14 protein-coding genes are annotated in these 19,657 nt (G+C 41.5%); 7 read left to right on the forward strand and 7 right to left on the reverse strand.

All coding sequences use genetic code 11. The features are described 5' to 3' along the window. Positions 1 to 26: 26 nt before the first annotated feature. Positions 27 to 980: an IS630 family transposase gene (locus NOS7524_RS05255; protein ID WP_015137436.1), complete on the reverse strand. Its 954-nt coding sequence runs from the start codon at positions 978 to 980 to the stop codon at positions 27 to 29. Positions 981 to 1,043: 63 nt separating this feature from the next. Continuing rightward, the gene (locus NOS7524_RS05260; protein ID WP_015137437.1) at positions 1,044 to 1,601 is read right to left on the reverse strand and encodes a hypothetical protein; all 558 of its coding nucleotides are present in this window, start codon (positions 1,599 to 1,601) and stop codon (positions 1,044 to 1,046) included. 527 nt (positions 1,602 to 2,128) lie between these two features. Here NOS7524_RS05260 and NOS7524_RS05265 point away from each other — a divergent pair. After that, positions 2,129 to 4,210: a cation:proton antiporter gene (locus NOS7524_RS05265; protein WP_015137438.1), complete on the forward strand. Its 2,082-nt coding sequence runs from the start codon at positions 2,129 to 2,131 to the stop codon at positions 4,208 to 4,210. Here the strand turns inward: NOS7524_RS05265 and nagA are convergent. After that, the gene (gene nagA / locus NOS7524_RS05270) at positions 4,205 to 5,377 is read right to left on the reverse strand and encodes an N-acetylglucosamine-6-phosphate deacetylase (protein ID WP_015137439.1); all 1,173 of its coding nucleotides are present in this window, start codon (positions 5,375 to 5,377) and stop codon (positions 4,205 to 4,207) included. The genes NOS7524_RS05265 and nagA overlap by 6 nt on opposite strands. Positions 5,378 to 5,617: 240 nt before the next feature. Between nagA and purE the strand changes: the two genes are divergently transcribed. The 3 genes from purE (at position 5,618) to NOS7524_RS05285 (ending at position 10,067) form a co-directional block, all read left to right on the forward strand. Further along, entirely contained in the window at positions 5,618 to 6,142 is a 525-nt protein-coding gene (purE, locus tag NOS7524_RS05275) for a 5-(carboxyamino)imidazole ribonucleotide mutase (protein ID WP_015137440.1), read from the forward strand. Between the two features lie 460 nt (positions 6,143 to 6,602). Next, complete coding sequence (locus NOS7524_RS05280) at positions 6,603 to 8,072, forward strand: ammonium transporter (RefSeq protein WP_015137442.1); 1,470 nt, start codon at positions 6,603 to 6,605, stop codon at positions 8,070 to 8,072. Between the two features lie 408 nt (positions 8,073 to 8,480). After that, positions 8,481 to 10,067: an ammonium transporter gene (locus tag NOS7524_RS05285; RefSeq protein WP_015137443.1), complete on the forward strand. Its 1,587-nt coding sequence runs from the start codon at positions 8,481 to 8,483 to the stop codon at positions 10,065 to 10,067. A 90-nt stretch (positions 10,068 to 10,157) separates the two neighbouring features. Here the strand turns inward: NOS7524_RS05285 and NOS7524_RS05290 are convergent, their stop codons facing one another. The 4 genes from NOS7524_RS05290 to NOS7524_RS28200 all read right to left on the reverse strand — a co-directional run bounded on the left by NOS7524_RS05290 (position 10,158) and on the right by NOS7524_RS28200 (position 14,286). Continuing rightward, complete coding sequence (locus NOS7524_RS05290) at positions 10,158 to 10,892, reverse strand: SagB/ThcOx family dehydrogenase (RefSeq protein ID WP_015137444.1); 735 nt, start codon at positions 10,890 to 10,892, stop codon at positions 10,158 to 10,160. Between the two features lie 169 nt (positions 10,893 to 11,061). Next, positions 11,062 to 12,450, reverse strand: a complete 1,389-nt coding sequence (locus NOS7524_RS05295) for a YcaO-like family protein (protein ID WP_015137445.1) — start codon at positions 12,448 to 12,450, stop codon at positions 11,062 to 11,064. Between the two features lie 102 nt (positions 12,451 to 12,552). Beyond that, on the reverse strand, positions 12,553 to 13,680 hold the full coding sequence (locus tag NOS7524_RS05300) for a TOMM precursor leader peptide-binding protein (RefSeq protein WP_015137446.1): 1,128 nt from the start codon (positions 13,678 to 13,680) through the stop codon (positions 12,553 to 12,555). A 264-nt stretch (positions 13,681 to 13,944) separates the two neighbouring features. Next, positions 13,945 to 14,286 carry a hypothetical protein gene (locus tag NOS7524_RS28200; RefSeq protein ID WP_015137447.1) on the reverse strand — a complete coding sequence of 114 codons (342 nt, stop codon included), beginning with the start codon at positions 14,284 to 14,286 and terminating at the stop codon, positions 13,945 to 13,947. Positions 14,287 to 14,949: 663 nt separating this feature from the next. Between NOS7524_RS28200 and NOS7524_RS05305 the strand changes: the two genes are divergently transcribed. The 3 genes from NOS7524_RS05305 to NOS7524_RS05315 all read left to right on the forward strand — a co-directional run bounded on the left by NOS7524_RS05305 (position 14,950) and on the right by NOS7524_RS05315 (position 19,485). Continuing rightward, positions 14,950 to 16,770, forward strand: coding sequence for an ABC transporter ATP-binding protein (locus NOS7524_RS05305; protein ID WP_015137448.1), 1,821 nt, complete (start codon positions 14,950 to 14,952; stop codon positions 16,768 to 16,770). A gap of 405 nt (positions 16,771 to 17,175) precedes the next feature. Continuing rightward, positions 17,176 to 18,594: an ammonium transporter gene (locus NOS7524_RS05310; RefSeq protein ID WP_015137449.1), complete on the forward strand. Its 1,419-nt coding sequence runs from the start codon at positions 17,176 to 17,178 to the stop codon at positions 18,592 to 18,594. A 72-nt stretch (positions 18,595 to 18,666) separates the two neighbouring features. Continuing rightward, positions 18,667 to 19,485 (forward strand): SGNH/GDSL hydrolase family protein, encoded by an 819-nt coding sequence (locus NOS7524_RS05315; RefSeq protein ID WP_235622400.1) that lies wholly within the window; start codon positions 18,667 to 18,669, stop codon positions 19,483 to 19,485. The last annotated feature ends 172 nt before the right edge of the window (positions 19,486 to 19,657 follow it).

Below are 19,657 nucleotides of genomic sequence, written 5' to 3' on the forward strand. Positions count from 1 at the left end.
TGAATGTTCGACAGCTATAGCGTTTCTCAGTCTGGTGAAGTACAGTAGCAACAGTGGGTAAACCAATTATAAATATCATTTAAAGAGATTTGGTTAAAAGCCATTTCAATTGCTTTTGCTAAATCTGGATAACTTCTAGCACCAAGAGAACGTAGTATGTTCTTCAGCTTCGACCAACAATTTTCAATAGGGGAAAAATCAGGAGAATATGGTGGTAAATAAATCAACTTAGCTCCGGCAGCCTCAATGAGTGCTTCAATATCTCCACCTTGATGAATTGAGCAATTGTCCATGATTACATAATCACCTTCCTTAAGTTTAGGAACTAATTTTTGAGCAATATAAGCCTCAAATGTCAGCCCATCAGTTGCACCTAAAATGCTATATTGACTAATCACACCCCTCAGACCAATTGCACCAATTATCGAAACATTTTTACTGCGTTTTTGAGGTCGAGAACCATGCGCTCTTTTACCTTTAGGGGAACGAGCAGAATGTCGGCTCAAAGATAGATTAGCTCCAGCTTCATCAAGGAAAATCAGATGATCAGCAGGTATTCCTTGAATTAAGAGCCAGAACTGGACTCTTAATAATTGAACTCTCTCAGTTTCCTTTTCTGCGGCGTGCAATGTTTTTTTTAAGCTGATTTCCATCTTCTGTAACATTCTGTCTACTGTGGAAATACCAATCGTTATCCCTGTCTTCTCTTTGAGTTGCTCACGAATTTCTGATAAAGTGGCATCATTCTTGGCTTCTACTATTTCAAAAAGAACATTCAATTGTTCTTCATTTAGCTTTGGTGGAGTTTGTTGCATCCTGACTTTAGGCGCGATACTTCCTGTTTCTCTATATTGTTTAAGTAATTTCTCAATAAAGCTTAAAGTTACACAAAATCTTTTGGCTAACTGACGTTGTGATATTCCACCTGTCTTATATGTATCAAGTATTTTTTGGCGTAAATCGAGCGAATATGCTTTCATTTTTACCCTGGCGAAGATGTACAGTTTTATTTGATTTAGTGTACTTCATTAGACCGGTAAACGCTATAAAGATGATTCAACAGTTACGCCTTGATGTCTAATTTTTCCTTGAAAATCACCGTGGGCAAGACTAAATTGAAACTCGTCTTGGTCAATTACAGTTTTTTCTCCTTCCACAAAACCAATCGTCTTACATTCTGAAGTTATGCTGGTGTTATACTCGCCATTAATCTTCTGAAACCCGCGCTTTCTAATCGCATCTGCATATATCTGCAACCTTTCTTCAAAACCAGATATATAAACATCAGCATTAGATTTATTAATAGTCTCTGCCTGACCATCAATGAAAGTGTAGATTGTTAAACCCTCTATTCTGCTGGCAGTTTTGGCTGCTAACAAGTTATAGCTAGTTATGAGATATGCTTGTGCTAGGGAATAAGAAGGAGAATTAAGTGCTTGGTCGAGACTAACACGTATTATTCCTTCTACTGGTGTGGCAAATGCTAAAACTGATATAGTTGTAAGTAGGGCTACTGTGTAATATTTACAAAAGTTGATGATCATTTCGCCCTGTTGCTGTTGGCCTACTGCCAGGACTGCATATTTTATAGATTTTTTCATTTACATCCACCCCCGTTGACTGTTTGAGTCGTTTTAGGGTATTTCGGGAAACCTATAAGTCCATCACAGACAAGAATTAGAACCAGAATTGACAAGATTAATATTGAGACAGCTATTCCATAGGAACGGATATAGTTGAATCTTGAATATATTTTGATTTCTGGTTTATATCCTTAATCTAGGATGAAATTGTGAGGAATTTGTGAGTAATACCATTTCAGAAAATCTTTGTAACACATCGATTATCTGTAAGGGCGCAAGACCTATCTTTGTGCATTAGTAGGTTAGGATTTAACTCTAGTGGTAGGATAATGAGGCTGAATTTTGAATTTCGCATAGTTGTACTACTGTTGTGTGCTTATCCTTACTCATATATCACTACTTCACTATTTGAGTATTTCATTTTATTTTGGACAGTGTTTGTTATTATTAGCCTATTAATTTGACAAATATATCGAGGTTAATTAATTATTTTGGATATTAGAATCTCACAAATATTAACTTATAGACAATCATCATAGGAATATATGGCTTCAAACTTACTAACAGATACTCCTATTATTGCATTTACAATCCTTCTGACAGTAATCTTTACTGTACCACCAATATTTGAACGCTTAAGACTACCTGGACTGGTAGGATTACTATTGGCGGGCGTAATTCTAGGACAAAATGGCTTAAAGCTTTTAGATTCTGATTCTGAAACTATCAAACTACTTTCGGATATCGGGAAAGTTTATTTAATGTTTGTGGCGGGATTAGAAATTGATATTGATCAGTTTCGGAAGACGAAAAATAGGTCAATTGGCTTTGGCATTTTAACATTTTTAGTGCCAATGATTGCTGGCATTTTAGTAGGGCGTTTCTTTAATTTTAGCTGGAATTCATCTGTATTAATTGGTTCTTTATTAGCTTCTCACACTCTCTTGGCATATCCAATTGTCAGCCGCTTAGGAGTGGTGATGAATGAAGCTGTAACAGTGACTATTGGGGCTACAATTTTTACTGACACAGGTGCTTTGCTCGTTCTAGCAATTTGTGTAGGCATTCACAGTGGAGAATTCACCACTTTCAGTCTATTAACTTTGTTAGGTGGATTAGCAATTTACTCAATTGTCGTCTTGTTTGGTTTTGATTGGTTAGGTAAAGAGTTTTTTCGCCGTTCTGGGGATGAACAAAGTAATCAATTTTTGTTTATCTTATTAGCTTTATTTTTAGCATCGGTTGGAGCGCAAATTATCGGAGTAGAAAAAATCGTTGGTGCGTTTCTTGCTGGTTTAGCAGTCAATGATGTTTTGGGACGTAGCCCTGTTAAAGAAAAGATTGAGTTTATTGGCAGTGTATTATTTATTCCTTGTTTTTTTGTAGACATGGGATTGCTGATTAACATTCCCGCTTTTATCAAAACTCTTTCTTCTTTTTGGCTAACTTTGTTGATTATTGTAGCTTTAATTTGTAGCAAATTTTTAGCAGCATTATTTGCTAAATTGCTTTACCGCTATAACAATGCGGAACTCTTAACCATGTGGTCATTATCACTGCCACAAGTAGCGGCAACACTGGCTGCAACATTAGTTGCATATCAAACTATGAACTCTGCTGGTGAACGGTTAATTAATGAAGGTGTCTTAAATAGTGTGATTGTGTTGATGTTGGTGACAGCAATTTTGGGGCCAATTATCACAGCTAGGTTTGCTACTTCATTACAGCTTCCCCAAGCAGAATTAGACACAGATAGTCTAGCAATGTGGTGGGGAAATGCTGAAGAACAACTAATAGAAGAAAACCATTATCCATTTACAGTATTAGTACCAATATATAACCCACAAACTCAGAGATATCTCATAGAAATGGCCGCATTACTGGCTCATCACGAATCTGGGCGGATTATACCATTAGCTATTGCTCAAGCTCATGTGCATATGGATGATCCCCAGTTAGGAATCTCACTGGAACAAAGTCAACAAAGATTGAGGTTAGCTAAAGATATCAGTCAAGAGTTTGATGTGGAAGTGCTAACTGCCATTCGGATTGATGATGATGTAGCTTTAGGAATTAGCCGCACCAGTCGAGAACAAAATGCTAGTTTAGTGGTGATGGGTTGGTCACGTACAACTGGTTTACGCGCCCGCTTATTTGGTAGTGTAATTGATAGCGTTTTCTGGTCATCTCATTGTCCGGTAGCAGTAACACGCCTGTTAGATAGCCCTAGTACAATTCGCAGAATTTTAGTTCCAGTGAAGGACTTAATGCCACAAAGTATAGGGGCTTTAAGATTTGCTCAAATTTTGGCTGATAGTAATCATGGGGAGATAGTGTTACTGCACGTTAGCGATCCCAATACACCAGCGCCTTTAGTAGAACTATTTACCTCGCAATTGTCTGATATTGTTACTAACACTCAATTGCAGGTGAACACAGAGATTAAAACAATTAGGGATGATGATGTTGCTAGAGTAATTATTAGAGAAGCCGCAGCTTTTGATTTAGCAATTTTAAGGGCGGTTCGTTATCGGACAACAGGGGGATTTGCCGTTAGCCAGGTGACAACGCAAGTAATTAATGAATTGACTTGCTCAATTGTATTGTTGGGTGCGCCTCATTCATAATCGCATCCAGTTAAGTTCTTTTGTCGTCTCATCCCAATGCCAGCGTAATAAGTTGGCTTTTTGGTTGATGGCAATTCCTGGTAAACCGATCGCCTGTCTGGGTGCATCTGTAGCTAAAGCGATCGCACTTTCTACGTCACAAATACCCCACTTCAGCAAGTTCTGTACTCCCACCAATAAGGGTAAAGTTGTCCCTGATAAAGTCCCATCTGGTAGTCGTGCAGTTCCGTTGTTGACTTCTATCTCCCGACTATCCCAAGGATAGAACCCATCGGGTAGCCCTAGAGGTGAAAGGGCATCACTAACAAGAAACAGCCCTTTGGTAGCGCAAAGGAGAATTTGCAACATTGTCGGTGTAATATGTTGCCCATCGGCAATAAAACCACACATCACGCCAGGATGAGTAATTGCTGCACCTAATAATCCTGGTTCGCGGTGGTGTAGAGATGGCATAGCATTGAAGGCATGAGTCACCATCGTTGCGCCCAGTGCAAAGGCGTGTTTTGCTTGTGCTTCTGTGGCTTGAGAATGCCCTAAGCTGACGGTGATCCCTAAAGAACGTAAATAAGGAATGACTTCCCCAGTCGGATCTAACTCTGGCGCTAAGGTAATGACTTTGACAACATCAGCATAATCACCCAAAACCCGTTTTACTTCATCGATGGTTAGAGGTAAAAGATATTCGGCTGGGTGTGCGCCACGCTTTTGATAATTTAAAAATGGCCCTTCTAGATGTACACCTAAAATTTGAGAACCAGTCTTGGGAGTAGAGATAAAATCTGCAATTACAGCCAGCGATCGCTGTATATTTTCTACAGAAGTCGTTACTAATGTCGGTAAATATCCATCTACTCCCACATCCCATAAAAACTGGGATATTTTTGCTAATAAATGACAATTTTGCGCCGATAAATCAGGAAACGCCAAACCTAAAGCCCCGTTAATCTGTAAATCCAAACCTCCCAAAGAAATCCAGTCTCCACCAACATCTAATATTTCTAAGTCTGTTGGTGGCACTCGTTTCCATACTGTCCCCATTGGCAAGATTTGCTCAATTATGCCCTCTTGATTGACTAAGAGCATTTGCAAATCCTGATAGCCAGGAACTCTAGCATTAATAATGTCTACTGCTTGGGAATTAGGCATTGGGAATTGGGCATGGGGCATGGGTTATTGGTCATTAACTCATGTACTGACTATTTAATCAAGCAAAGTAACAGCAATATTTTTAGATAAAAACTTGAAGTTGAAAAGGCTAGGGGAAACATACGTCTTTTATCTTGAATTTTCACTGATCACTCCCACTCACCATTCCCTACTCCCCACTCCCCACTCAATATGAGATGATAATTGCACCCCCAGCTTGCTGTGGGGGCTAAAATTTTGCATTTTAAATTTTGAATTATTATGTCTCCTGTTGTTGGCATTATTATGGGCAGTGATTCCGATTTGCCCACCATGAAAGATGCGATCGCTGTTTGTGATGAGTTTGGTATTGAGAATGAAGTAGCGATCGTTTCTGCCCATCGTACCCCAGAACGGATGGTGCAATATGCCCAACAAGCTCACCAACGAGGGATTAAGGTAATCATTGCTGGTGCTGGTGGTGCGGCTCATCTTCCCGGTATGGTGGCATCTTTAACACCATTGCCTGTAATTGGTGTTCCCGTAGCTACCCGCAATTTGCAAGGTGTGGATTCTTTGTATTCTATTGTCCAGATGCCAGCAGGTATCCCAGTTGCCACAGTAGCGATAGGTAATGCCAAAAATGCCGGACTATTGGCAGTACAAATCCTTGCTACCCACCAACCAGAATTACTAGAAAAAGTTCAACAATACCGTCAAAGCCTAGCTGATTTAGTCATGGCAAAGCAAGTGAAACTAGAACAACTAGGCTATGAAAAATATATTGAAAAAGGGAGTGGGGAGTAGGGAATGGGGGCAGGGGGCAGGGGGGTAGGGGAGAATCAATATTGCCTCAGCACTGCCCACACAGTAGTTAATGATTTAAGAATATTTACTTATTTGTATCAATTTGTGATACAAATGACTGAGAATATACTGAATCAATTGATACTCTTTAATAAATACTTAAAAATATACATATAAATTCATAGACTAATTAGTGATCATCTCTGGGTAGGATGAAATGCTTATATATCAAGCTCTACAAGTAATTTATTTGACTTTTGACAGCCTATTGACTATTGTTAAAAACATTAAATTGTATTTAAAAATACAGAATTAATGTTTAAGTAAATAGAGTATTAGTCAAATTTATTTGTGGATTTGTTAACAACAAAAATGCAATTATGTTTAAGTAAAAAACTTGATTGTGGTTAAGTTTGCTACCATTGTCAATCATCGCTTTTCAAGTAGAGAAAGATCACCAATGAATAAGCGTATTCGACCTTGGCAACGCATACTGGCGCTGGCTATTAGCTCAATGATATTTGCAGTTTTTGCACCGATTGTTGTGCAAGCAGCAGATTCACCAAATTTGCAGTCTTTATCAGAGACTACAATCAGACTGCAAGTTTCACTTGATACTACATGGGTGCTACTCACTGGGTTTTTAGTGTTTTTTATGCAAACTGGCTTTGCCATGTTAGAAGCAGGTTTTCTGCAACAAAGGAGTGTAGTCAATGTTTTACTAGAAAACTTTGTTGATGCTGCTGTAACAATCCTGGTGTGGTGGGCAGTAGGTTTTGGTATCGCATTCGGTAGCAGTGCTGGTGGGTTGTTAGGTGTAGATACATTCTTTCTGAGCCAGATGCCTGGTGCTGATGGTAGTTTTCCAATGGGTGCGCCTGGTTCTACAGCTGCGATTAACACCTATACTTTGTTCTTTTTTCAGTTTGCCTTTGCAGCTACTGCTAGTACAATTACTACTGGTGCTATGGCTGGCAGAACGGACTTTGTTGGTGACTTAATTTACAGTGCTGTCATGGGAGCAATTAGCTACCCAATTATCGTCCACTGGGCTTGGAACGCGGAAGGTTGGTTAGCCAAACTCAGTTATCATGACTTTGCTGGTAGTTCCATTGTGCATTGTGTGGGCGGTTGGACGGGGTTAGTAGGTGCTTATTTGTTGGGGCCACGTCCTGGGCGTTCAAGTTGGGGAACACCACCACCAGCCCATAATTTAGGCTTGACGACGTTGGGAACTATGATTTTATGGTTGGGTTGGTATGGATTCAATCCTGGTTCAACCTTGGGTGCTGGTAATCCTGGCTTAATTGGGTTGGTGACTGTTAACACCACATTGGCGGCTGGTGCAGCTGCAATATCAGCCATGATTTTGCAATATATCCGCACCGGCAAGTGGGATTTAGCCTCTTGTCTGAATGGTTCTTTAGCTGGATTAGTGGCAATTACAGCTGCTTGCGCTTACGTTGCACCTGCGGCGGCGGTGTTGATTGGGTTAACAGGTGGAATCTTAGTAGTGTTGGGGATGGATCTGATGGAATCACTCCACATTGATGATCCGGTAGGGGCTTTTTCCGTACACGGGATTAACGGGATGATGGGTACTCTTGCCGTCGGCTTTTTGGGACAAGCAGAACTCACCTTAAACAAAAAGGCTGGGCTATTGTTAGGCGGTGGAATTGAATTATTGGGTATTCAAATTTTAGGTGTGGTAGCGATCGCAGTTTTTACGGTTGCTTTTAGTTTTCTCATGTTTGGTGGTCTGAAAATAATTGGACGTTTGCGTGTCCATCCTGAAGGCGATCGCTTGGGTATTGATGTTTATGAACATGGTGTATCGGTATGGCCTGATGTTTATGCAATTGAAAATTTGAATGAAGCCAAAAAAAAGCCCCCAAAAACTTCAGATGTAAAAACTTTTGAGCAGGAATGAAGCAGTTAGGATCATCAATTGACAAAAGTTAGCAAACAGTAGTAGTGTATTGCACAAATTTTTCATTCATCTCCACCCAAACTGCTTACAGAAATGAGATTGACAATTTGCAGCAATCACCCTTTCCACACTTCTTTTTTGCTTCATTAAAGATTCAATGAAGAGAGACAACTGTTTAAAAAAGTACATAATAATTTCTTAAGGAGAATTAGCTAAAAATATTTACAAAAGTGTCATTTTTTTTCTAAACTCCTACATAGGTTAATTGACTTACTACTGTACAAACAGTCAACAAGTGTCTTCATTGAAAACTATCCAAATTCACGGATTTTAAACTGTAAGACTGAGTTTTTTCTCATTAACTGGTATTGCCTGTTAAAGATAACTGGGAGGTTAGGGTTCATACTCATGTACAAACAAAAATCAAAAATAAAAAGTAGGCGAGTTTCCCCAAGGAATTACGCTAAAACAACTAAATTCACCTCAAAAACCAAGTTATTTAATCTAGTTAAGCGACTTTCTCCCAGTTGGCGAGCTTGCTTACCTTTAGCTGGTTTAATTGTGTTGGGATGGGGTTATGCAGCAGTTGCCCAAAGCCCCGCCCCAGGTCCAACAACAGCTGAATTGAAAGTTGCCCTTGACACTCTTTGGGTAGCTCTCGCCGCCTTTTTGGTATTCTTCATGAATGCTGGTTTCGGGATGTTAGAAACCGGCTTCTGTCGCCAGAAAAACGCCGTTAACGTCCTCGCCAAAAACTTAATTGTCTTTGCACTAGCCACCGTTGCTTTTTGGGTAATTGGTTTTGGTTTAATGTTCGGTGATGGCAACGATTTTATTGGGTTAAATGGGTTTTTCTTAACAGGAGTAGATAACAGTCCTGAAACCGGAGATGCTTATAAAGGTGTCTTCAGTGCTTTAAGTTGGGCTGGTGTACCCCTGGCGGCTAAATTTTTATTCCAGTTGGTGTTTGCTGGAACCGCAGCCACAATTGTGTCTGGTGCAGTTGCAGAGAGAATCAAGTTTGTTGACTTCTTAATTTTCAGCATCTTACTTGTAGGCATTGCCTACCCCATTACCGGACACTGGATTTGGGGTGCGGGTTGGTTAGCAGACAAAGGCTTTTGGGACTTTGCAGGTTCTACGGTAGTTCACTCAGTCGGTGGTTGGGCAGCTTTGATGGGAGCAGCCTTTCTAGGACCTCGTATCGGTAAATATCAAGATGGTAAAGTTGTGGCTCTACCCGGTCATAACATGAGTATTGCCACTTTAGGCTGTTTAATTCTGTGGTTGGGCTGGTTTGGTTTTAACCCCGGTTCTGTCATGGCTGCTGATCCCAATGCCATTACTCACATCGCCTTAACAACTAACATGGCCGGTGCAGTTGGTGGGATTGCTGCTACCATGACAGCTTGGTTCTACCTAGGTAAGCCTGACCTGTCAATGATTATCAACGGTATTTTGGCTGGTTTAGTGGCGATTACAGCCCCTTGTGCTTACGTCAGCATTCCCAGTGCAGTGATTATTGGTTTGATTGCTGGCGTATTAGTAGTTTTTGCTGTCACATTATTTGACAAACTCGGTATTGATGATCCAGTAGGAGCTACCTCCGTTCACCTAGTTTGTGGTGTTTTCGGAACTCTGGCAGTTGGTTTATGGTCTGTTGGGCCTGGCGTTTACTCTTGGTATGGTGAAGGACTTGGGCCTGCCAAGGGTTTATTCGCTGGTGGTGACTTAGGACAGTTAGGTATTCAGTTCCTAGGCGTGATTTCCGTTGGTGGTATGACTGTGCTTCTGAGCAGTATCTTTTGGCTCGCTCTGAAAGCTACTTTGGGTATTCGAGTCACCAGAGAAGAAGAACTGGAAGGTTTGGATATCGGTGAACATGGCATGGAAGCCTACAGTGGATTCCTCAAAGAAGCCAGTCCCGGTGGATTTGCTGAAGGTGGTCAACCTGGTGGTTACACATCAGGTGAAGATTATTCCAGTAGCATTTAAATCAGTCTGTATATCTGGTTTTTGCTTAAAACCTGCCCCTCAAACTTTTTGTGTTCAAAGAGGTGGCAGGTTTTTCTGTACCAATTCCAATTACAAATTAGCTTCAGTACCAACCGCGACACAGTAAAGTGTCGCATGACGTTGACCATCAATACCCAAAATCTGATTGACAGCCATATCTTGAAATCCACCTAGACAAAGACTACCAAGCCCTAACTCCACAGCCATGAGACAGATATTTTCAGCTTGATGACCGGCTTCCAACAGAATAAAACGATAGCCGCGTGTACTATATTTACAGAGCGATCGCATGAAAACCCCAGTCAGAATAAACAGGGCATTGGCATTAGCAATATAATCCTGTTGTAATAAAGGCGTAATAAAATCTTTAGGCGTAGCTTCATTCACCCAATGTAACCCATGACGACGTGGCTCATAGTGGTATAGTCCATTAGATAAATCTTCTACTGCCTGTATAGATACAAACATCTCAATTGGAAACAGTCCACCAGCAGACGGAGCGTTCCGCCCTTCGTAAGGATTACCTTCTGCCTGACGCAACCCATTTATACCACAGGCAGCATCCAGTAATTGAGCCAATGTAATCAATGTCATGTGCGTATTTTTAAATGCTCGTACTGAATGGCGTTGTCTTAGTAAGTTGGTAAAGTAATTATCTTGTGGCACTGTCGGCAATTCCAGAACAGTCGCCTCTGGCATATACCGCATTTCTGTAGCTGGAACCCGCTTGACATAACCTTCAGGTGGTAAAGAATTCCAGTGGTACAGTAGGGTTAACTCTAAAGGTTCGTTGATTTTGTGCATATTTAGTCAATAGTTATTAGTTAAGTAGTCCTGGTGAAACAAGTTTCACCAGCCTTGTATGAAAATGTCTTTCTCCCCATGCTTCCCCTGCTCTTTCAAGCTAGGAGGCATAAGGGTTTTAAGCTGATTCATTTTTCTTAATCTCCCTCATCTCCTACTCCCCACTCCCTCAATCAAGCGGATGTGGGCAGGGATTCAAGCCATTTTCAATATGTCGGCTACCATAACCCATACGTTCTGGCACCTCGAACAAACGCCGAGTTCCCAGAGGCTCTTGACCGTAGCCAAAATATATGGGAGTTAATTCACTAGCTAAAGTCCTGACTACTCGAAAACCCAACCTAGCAATGTCAGGAGTGGTGACATCTACTAAATACGACTCAGCACCAACTGCACCTAACTTTTCCACTACGGTTTGTAATTTTTCTGACTCTGCGGCAGAGGTATAAGTGGGTAAATCTTCGATGTTTTGGTATTGATGGTGGTGCAGTAAAAAGTCCAACTCACTAAGTCGTGCTGTAGTGTAGAAGAAAGCACTATGATCAGCTAAATCTTGAATATCCTCATATTTATGGAGCTTTGCACCATCTCCGGCAGCCATCCGGCTGATATCATGAGGACGTGCTTGGCAAACTTCAAAGATAGCTTTGCGAAGGGCGATAGCACCATCGAGGTCACATCCCAGTCCAGTTACAAGTGCCGGACCTTTACCAGAACGGTCAATTGCCATTGCTGCAATCACTGGGATTTGAGTATCGGTAGTGAAATTAAAGGCTATCAACTCAATGTGAAATCGAGCATAGTTGCGAGCAATTTCAGTTTCAATCCCTGGTCTGTGCAGGAAATTAATCCGTGGCACTGGTAGGCGATTTAACCATGTAATGATTAAAGCATCACGTTCAACCAATTCACACAAACCCCTGGAAGCAGCAAACTCCACAGAAGGGCCACTGGCCATGCCATTGGTTGTGACAGGTAATATGCAATCCCCCTGTTGATGGCTACAAAAGTTGAGATAGACTGAGGCTGCGGGAATTAACACTTGCTTCTTGGTTCGCAGATTTACGGCTGTCACCCAGGAAGTTTGCATTGTGGGGTCAAAAGTCGGGAAGGGAAAATCAGGATCAGAGTATTGTTGTTCCGAAAAAGAGTAAAAAACTTGCGGTGGAACAGCTTTATCGCCCAATTCTGCGTAACTGCTGATAATTATTTGGTTGCGATCAAAAATACTGCCACAATACCGTTCCAAGGCTTCGCCAACAGCACCCAAAATGGCTTGCTCATCAGTCATACCCTTGCCTACACCGTAGCGTAGATCATCTGGCTGTTGATAAATATTAAAATGCGCCAATTCTACCTGCCACAAAACAGGCAACTCAAACTCTGTATAAGGCTTAGTTAATCTGTCCACTGTGCGAATGATGCCAGTATGGGGACTAACCAAGTCACGCCAACTGGGACTAACAACTGCTGTATTCACTATGTTTGCTTCCAATCCGAAGGGACTTCCAGATAAAAAAGTATGCAAAATGTAGGGTGCGTCAGTGCCAGAAAACATAGCTGCTCAGGAAATTATTCATACTGACGCACCCTACTAACCATTAATTTGGGATAATTGATTTTTTGGTCTTCCCTAATTCCAAAGTAAAGGTTTGCTGAATTACGAATTACGAGCTGGTGAACAATGGGGACAACCAGGCTTTTTGAGTACAACATTGTGAGTCAGCTTGGTGTTGATTAAGTCGATGTGCAGTAATTTACCATCCGTAGCAATTGGTAGACCAAGTAACAGCTTTAGGGTCTCAAGCACGAGATGACTACCAACCAACAGATGTCCGATTGGCCAATTTTCTCGCAGTTGTGCTTGAGAACGGCGATCGCGATCTAAAAATTTTTCTAGTTCTAACTCTGCTTCCGGCAATTTAGCACAAGCTATCGACCGCATCCGATAGCAAAGATAACAGGGAGCATCACCGCCTAAAACTAGAGGTCCAAGAGTTCCTTCAATTCCAAAAGCTCCTCCTGGTAACAATGGACACTGCATTTTTAAACAAAGTCGGTTCAGGCGGTAAGCAAGATTCACTGATACCGCATCGGTAGCGACAATGGCTAAATCCACATCATCCAGCAATTCTGCTACTGTTTCGTCATTAGTTAAAGTATCAGTGACAGTCTCGGTTGCGGTCATACTTCCCATAGTGGCAATACGTTGAGCCGCTTCCACAGAGCGAAAATTACCCGCTTGACCAAATCCCCAGTTAGACATGATTAGGGAATCATAAGGGGATGTAGAGGCATTATCACACAAGCGCAGAAAACCAATACCAGAAGCCGCTAGATTCATAGCAGCGACAATACCTGAGCCTCCCAATCCAAAAATTGCAATACGGGCATTGGCTAATCGCTCTTCGGCATCTTGTTGCTTAAAACCTAGTTCGTGGTAGAGACTGAGTTGAGGCTGCAATTGAGAGGGACTATATAGATTTAACCTGTCTTCTGGATGTTCTTCTACTAAGCGATTTTTAATCAAAAATTCTAAACATTCATTGAGAGAGGAATCTGTAAGTTTATCCCAGACAGCAGCGCGTATTTCTCCTATGGTACGTGTTCCATCTAGTAAAGGAAACAGCATCTTTTCTACATCTTGTAGTGCTTGACCATCTACTTTTAGCGTCCTCCGTGTGGTGTTGAATAACATTGTTTCTCTATCTTCATCAGTATCTGAAGACATCACACGAATGACGAGATGTTCTAGTAAACGCAGTCGCTGATTATCATTCAATTTCATAGGCTTTTTACTTTCCCAAATACCAGAAATGTAAGAATATTCTTTGGGAGATAAGTTGATATTAAAAAACGAGCGATCGCTTCAAATAACTTTAAGCAATTAATATCTATATTTTCCTACTGATATCATGGCGATATTAGGTAATTTATTTGGCATTGAACTAAAAATTATTACCATGACATCAGCAGTTAAGAATAATTCGCCAAGAAAGAATTAACTAAAGCAACAGTTTTTAGTTTGGCAGATGGTTCTAAATTTGTAATCTTAGTATCCAAATCCCATATCGGAATCTTCCTCAGTTACAGCTGATGCTGATGCAACGCCACAGCCTCCACATTTACTACAGCCTCCACATTTACCACAGCCGAAACATCGACCACAGCCGAAACATCGACCACAGCCGAAACATCGACCACAACCGCCACATCGACTACAGCCAAAACAACTAGCACATCTGTTGCCCATAGGGGCAAGCAGTCCCTGACTAGCTAACTTTTCCCAAGTTGCTCTTTCTTGATCAGACAGCAGAACCTGCTCTAGTTTATCTTCGCTGTCTACTAAACGCATTTCTATGGTTTTTTCGGTCAGTGTTTTTTCTGCAAGCATTGTCATTTACTCCTTGTCAATTCAACTCTCATACTCTGTCTGACAATCTGTTTCAGATTCGCCAATAGCCTTGATGGTGTTAATCTGTTAACCATCTATAGAAGAGTAGGTATAAGAATCAGTGAGGAAATTATTGATATTCTTCTATTAGTAGAGTTAACAAGAAACATCAAGAATACTATTGAGAGTATTGCTGGTTCGCAAAAATTACCAATCACTTGCATTTAATTGCAACGCTATTCTCAATGAGCTTTCACTCTCACTTAAGTCCGCCTATTATAAACAAACTGTTGCTTTTGGTTGTCATTGCAAATAACTGAATTTAGCAAAGTTTTGCAGACTCCAACTAATATCTACAATAGCTACTTATTCAGATTTTTATTCTTTCTTTGGTAGTTTATTATTATTTTATGATTATGTCTTTAGGAGTATTGTTTTTATTCTTTCTCAAACTAAAGTTATATATAGTGGCATTATCTATAAAATCTAGAATAAGATTTGGATTGTTTGCATATTATGTAAGGTCTATTCATCTACACGTAAGTGATAGCTAATATCAATGATATTCACTTTGATTGAGTGATAAATATAGCAATTCATCAAAAATCAGCAAATACAGTAGAAAAAATTATTAAACGCCAAATAAACAATAGGTTGCGATGAATGAGCGATTTAAGAGTTTGGTTTGAAGACTATACTAAAGCTTTATTTCGTTCTCTTCCCTTGTTATGGGCAGCAGCGCCTAGGGAAATCATTATTCTGATTACTGTCACTTTGTTACAAGGGTTTCTGCCTGCTGTAAGTGTATGGATTACTAAGTTGGTAGTAGATGCCGTAGCCACAGCTTTGTCTGATGGTGGAGAATTGGGCTGGACAATTTTGCTACCCTTGGTTGCTGGTTGGGTAGGTGCTTTGCTGTTAACCACGCTGCTTGACCCTTGGAGAACAGCACTTCAAGGAAATCTCAACGATAAGCTAATGGCTCATATGAGTTTGATGTTGATGCGTAAAGCCAATACATTACCAGACCTGAGCCGTTTTGAAGATTCGCAATTCTATGATGAGCTACAGCTATTGCAAGAACGAGTTGGCTATCAACCTTTGAGTTTTCTAGAAAATTTGGTGGAATTAGTCCGGTCTTTGGTGACTGTAGTGGTGATGGTGGCGCTCTTGATTCCCCTAGGCTTTTGGATTCCCTTAGTGATTGCGATCGCTACTATACCACAGGTAGTAGTTTCTACTCAGTATGGTAAAACTATTTGGCTAACTCTGTTTGAGAATAGCCCCCAAGCTCGGAGGATGGAGTATTACACTTCCGTAATGTTGACTGACACCTATGCTAAAGAAACTAGACTATTTCAGTTAGGTTCATTTTTTATTGAGCGTTACCTACAAGCATTTCGCTCTTTATATCAAACTATGAGCCATCTGCGGGGTAAACAAGCTTTTTGGTCTTCTAGTTTAGCTATTTTAAGTACCCTAGGAAATGGTTTTGCTTTTTACTGGGTAGTGCAGCAGGCCTTTCGAGGACAGTTAAGCCCCGGTAGCGTGCTATTGTTTGTCCAGTCTTTAACTTATTTCCAACAGAATTTAGAGGGTTTAGTGGGTAATTGGCTGGAAATATTTGAAAATGCCCTGTTTATGCAGCAATTTTTCAATTTCCTTGATAGTACCAGTCCCATGCCATTGAGTGTACCTGGAGAGAAAATCCCAAATCCCATTCGTTCCGGCATCACTTTTGACAAAGTTTACTTTCGCTACCCTGATGCTAAGGGATGGGCGCTCAAAAATGTTTCCTTTACCTTACAACCAGGGGAAACAGTAGCCATTGTGGGGGAAAATGGCGCGGGTAAAACTACTATTGTGAAGTTACTTACTAGGTTATACGACCCCACCAAAGGGCGGATTTTGGTTGATGGTGTAGACCTAAAAAATTTAAATCTAGAGCAGTGGCGACAGCAAATAGCAGCAGTATTTCAAGACTTTGGCCGCTACGCTCTCACCCTAGGAGAAAATATCGCTTTAGGCAACCTCCAAGCATTAGAGCATAGGGATTTAGTCAGATACGCCATAGAAAAGGCCGATATAGCCAAATTAGTTGCAAAATTTCCTACAGGGGAAGACACACCCATAGGTAAGCAATTTAGTGGTACAGAACTTTCTGGTGGACAGTGGCAGAAATTAGCTTTAGCTCGTGCTTTTGTGCGTCAGGAAGCGCAAATACTGCTTTTAGATGAGCCTACAGCTGCACTCGACCCCCGCAGCGAATATGAGCTATATCTACGGTTTGTTGAACTCACCAAGGGTAAGACTACCATTTTGATTACCCATCGACTAGCTTCTGTGCGGATGGCTCACAGAATCTTAGTTCTCAAAGCCGGTCGTTTAATTGAGGATGGCACCCATCAGGAACTCTTACAGCATGGCGGCGAGTATACCGCACTGTGGAATATGCAGGTGCAGCAGTATGGGATTGCGGAGTGAAGAAGGTGATAGGTGACAGGTGATAGGTGACAGTTGAACAGGGTGTAGGGGGTAGGGTGTAGGGTGTAGTGAAAACGGCGTTGGAAGAGGATTCTGACGAATTCCAACGCAGCCGCCCTGAAAGGGCGGGGCTTCTAACCCTATGGTTGTTGGGGCTGTCTTTTCCCCTACACCCCACACCCCACACCCTACACCCCGCCCCAACGGGGCATGGTGACAGGGAGAAGTGGGGAAAGTCTTCTCATTCTTGCACTCTGCATCCTAACCCAATACCTATTTTTTTATTAAAATTTGCCGAAAAATAAATCAGCGTAACTTGCAAGACAAAAATTCTCTGCAAAAAGTAATGAAATGTAATTAAGTATACATGGTTATTACTTTTTCAGGAGAAAGAGACAAAAAGACGTGTTCAAAAAATTCTTGCTGATTGGGGTGATTACCCTTCTACTACTCGCCAATTATCCAATAGGCGATGCGTTGGCTCAAACCCCAAATAATGCTCTGTCTGCTGATCCTGGAGATACAGCATTTATACTGTTTTCATCGGCTTTTGTGTTACTAATGACACCAGGACTAGCTTTCTTTTATGGTGGCTTTGTGCGATCGCGTAATATCCTCAATACATTGATGATGAGCTTTGTATTGATGGCGATTGTGGGTGTCACCTGGGTTTTGTGGGGTTATAGTCTGTCGTTTGCCCCTGGGTTGCCGTTTATCGGTGGCTTACAGTGGCTCGGTTTAAATGGTGTGGGGCTAGAAACAACCAATTATTTACAAGGTTCTGCCCCCATCGATATAGTCTCCTATGCACCAACGATTCCCCATCAGGCATACATGATTTATCAAGCTATGTTTGCCATTATCACCCCGGCGTTGATTTCCGGTGCGATCGCCGAACGGATGAGCTTTCGCGCCTATTGTCTGTTTGTCTTGCTATGGTCAACCTTGATTTATACCCCCCTAGCTCACATGGTCTGGGCTAAAGGTGGTTTACTGGGTTTATACGGTGGTTTAGGCGCTCTTGATTTTGCTGGTGGTACAGTCGTTCATATTAGTTCTGGTGTTTCTGCCCTGGTTGCTGCCATTGTTTTAGGGCCACGTAAAACCCACCCTGACCGCCTCAGCCCTCCCCACAACGTACCATTTATTTTGTTGGGTGCTGGGTTACTCTGGTTTGGGTGGTTTGGCTTCAACGCTGGTAGTGCCTTATCTGTAGCTAGTGGTACTTCCGGTAATTTAGTCACAAACGTAGCTACAACCGCCTTCGTCGCTACTAATACCTCTGCGGCGGCGGGGGCTTTAATGTGGCTGATTTTGGAAGCAACTTTACGGGGTAAACCTACCGCCGTAGGTGCGGCTACAGGCGCGGTTGCTGGTTTAGTAGGTATTACCCCATCTGCCGGTTTTGTGGTTCCCTTGTCAGCAATTTTGATTGGTTTTATCACCGCTTTCGTGTGTTTCTATGCGGTGAGTTTCAAACACAAACTCAATGTTGATGATGCCTTAGACACCTATCCTTTGCATGGTGTGGGTGGGACAGTCGGCGCAATTTTAACAGCCTTCTTTGCCACGTCTGAAGTCAACTCAGCCGGGAAGGATGGCGTATTGCGGGGTAACTTTGGGGAATTGGGCGTGGAACTAGCAGCAATTATGATTGCTTATATCATTGCGGCGGCTGGAACTTGGATCATCCTCAAAATTATTGACGCTACCGTAGGGTTAAGAGTCAAAGAAGAAGCCGAATATCAAGGATTGGATATCAACGAACACGGAGAAGAAGGTTATAACTCCGAGTATAGCGATCGCATCAATGTATCCGAATAATCCGGTCAAATAGTGCCATTATCTGACTAGCGATCTAAAATCTGAGTCAAACGTTGCAAGATTGTGCTAGTCGTGACCACTACTGCAAAAACCTTTCCTGTCTGGGCTTTTTTCTTACTGGCAACCAACGGCATACTGATGTTGGCGGTCATCTTGCTGATTTTGCAACAGCAGAGATTGACCGCTTTCTCCGGTAATGCACTACCCCCAGTACCAGCAAGTCAAACCCAAACTGTCAAACCAGAGTTAGGCACTCGCCATCAACTCAATTATCAACAGTGGGTAGACATTCTCAACAAAGAAGCTAAAGTAGTTGCTGAACAGCGTCCCTCAAAATTAAGCATACTAGCAGGGGATTCTTTAAGTTTGTGGTTCCCTGTGGAATTCTTACCTCAAGAAAGAAACTGGCTTAATCAAGCAATTTCTGGCGAAACCAGTAATGGGCTATTAAAAAGATTAAATTTATTTGACAATACCCAGCCAGAGACAATATTTATCATGATTGGCATTAATGACCTGATTCGGGGAGTAAGTGATCAGGTGATTTTAGATAATCAACGGCAAATCATGAATTATCTCAAAAAAGCCCATCCCCAAGCCAAAATATTTGTCCAGTCGATTTTGCCACATGGGGGAAAAGCAGCCACTTGGGAAGGACGAGAAAAATTACTAGCTATTCCTAATAGTCGCATTCAGCAATTAAACCAACAGTTAAAAAGCATAGCTAATCAACAAGGAGTTAAATATCTAGATTTATATTCTTTATTTATTAATCAACAAGGAAATATCCGGGAAGAATTAACTACCGACGGCTTACACCTAAATCCTGCCGGCTACCTAGTTTGGCGCACAGCGTTGCAGATTTATCAGCAGGAATTGGAGACTAGGTAAACGGGTAAAATTTGTAGTTGGTATAAGGCAAAGGCAGGAGAGAAGAAGGTTGTAGCCTAATTTACTTGATTACAAAAATATCCAAGATAGACTCGTTCTACCTCACGGCACAATGATGATGCTACATAGTCTTGCACAAGAGGGAGGTCAAGCCTTTTGAGTATTGATAGCG

The sequence above is a fragment of the Nostoc sp. PCC 7524 genome (assembly GCF_000316645.1).
GTDB lineage: Bacteria > Cyanobacteriota > Cyanobacteriia > Cyanobacteriales > Nostocaceae > Trichormus.

Coding starts and splice junctions, on each gene's coding strand:
- NOS7524_RS05255 (WP_015137436.1), bottom strand. CDS start 980: ATGAAAGCATATTCGCTCGATTTACGCCAAAAAATACTTGATACATAT.
- NOS7524_RS05260 (WP_015137437.1), bottom strand. CDS start 1,601: ATGAAAAAATCTATAAAATATGCAGTCCTGGCAGTAGGCCAACAGCAA.
- NOS7524_RS05265 (WP_015137438.1), top strand. CDS start 2,129: ATGGCTTCAAACTTACTAACAGATACTCCTATTATTGCATTTACAATC.
- nagA (WP_015137439.1), bottom strand. CDS start 5,377: ATGCCCCATGCCCAATTCCCAATGCCTAATTCCCAAGCAGTAGACATT.
- purE (WP_015137440.1), top strand. CDS start 5,618: ATGTCTCCTGTTGTTGGCATTATTATGGGCAGTGATTCCGATTTGCCC.
- NOS7524_RS05280 (WP_015137442.1), top strand. CDS start 6,603: ATGAATAAGCGTATTCGACCTTGGCAACGCATACTGGCGCTGGCTATT.
- NOS7524_RS05285 (WP_015137443.1), top strand. CDS start 8,481: ATGTACAAACAAAAATCAAAAATAAAAAGTAGGCGAGTTTCCCCAAGG.
- NOS7524_RS05290 (WP_015137444.1), bottom strand. CDS start 10,892: ATGCACAAAATCAACGAACCTTTAGAGTTAACCCTACTGTACCACTGG.
- NOS7524_RS05295 (WP_015137445.1), bottom strand. CDS start 12,450: ATGTTTTCTGGCACTGACGCACCCTACATTTTGCATACTTTTTTATCT.
- NOS7524_RS05300 (WP_015137446.1), bottom strand. CDS start 13,680: ATGAAATTGAATGATAATCAGCGACTGCGTTTACTAGAACATCTCGTC.
- NOS7524_RS28200 (WP_015137447.1), bottom strand. CDS start 14,286: ATGCTTGCAGAAAAAACACTGACCGAAAAAACCATAGAAATGCGTTTA.
- NOS7524_RS05305 (WP_015137448.1), top strand. CDS start 14,950: ATGAGCGATTTAAGAGTTTGGTTTGAAGACTATACTAAAGCTTTATTT.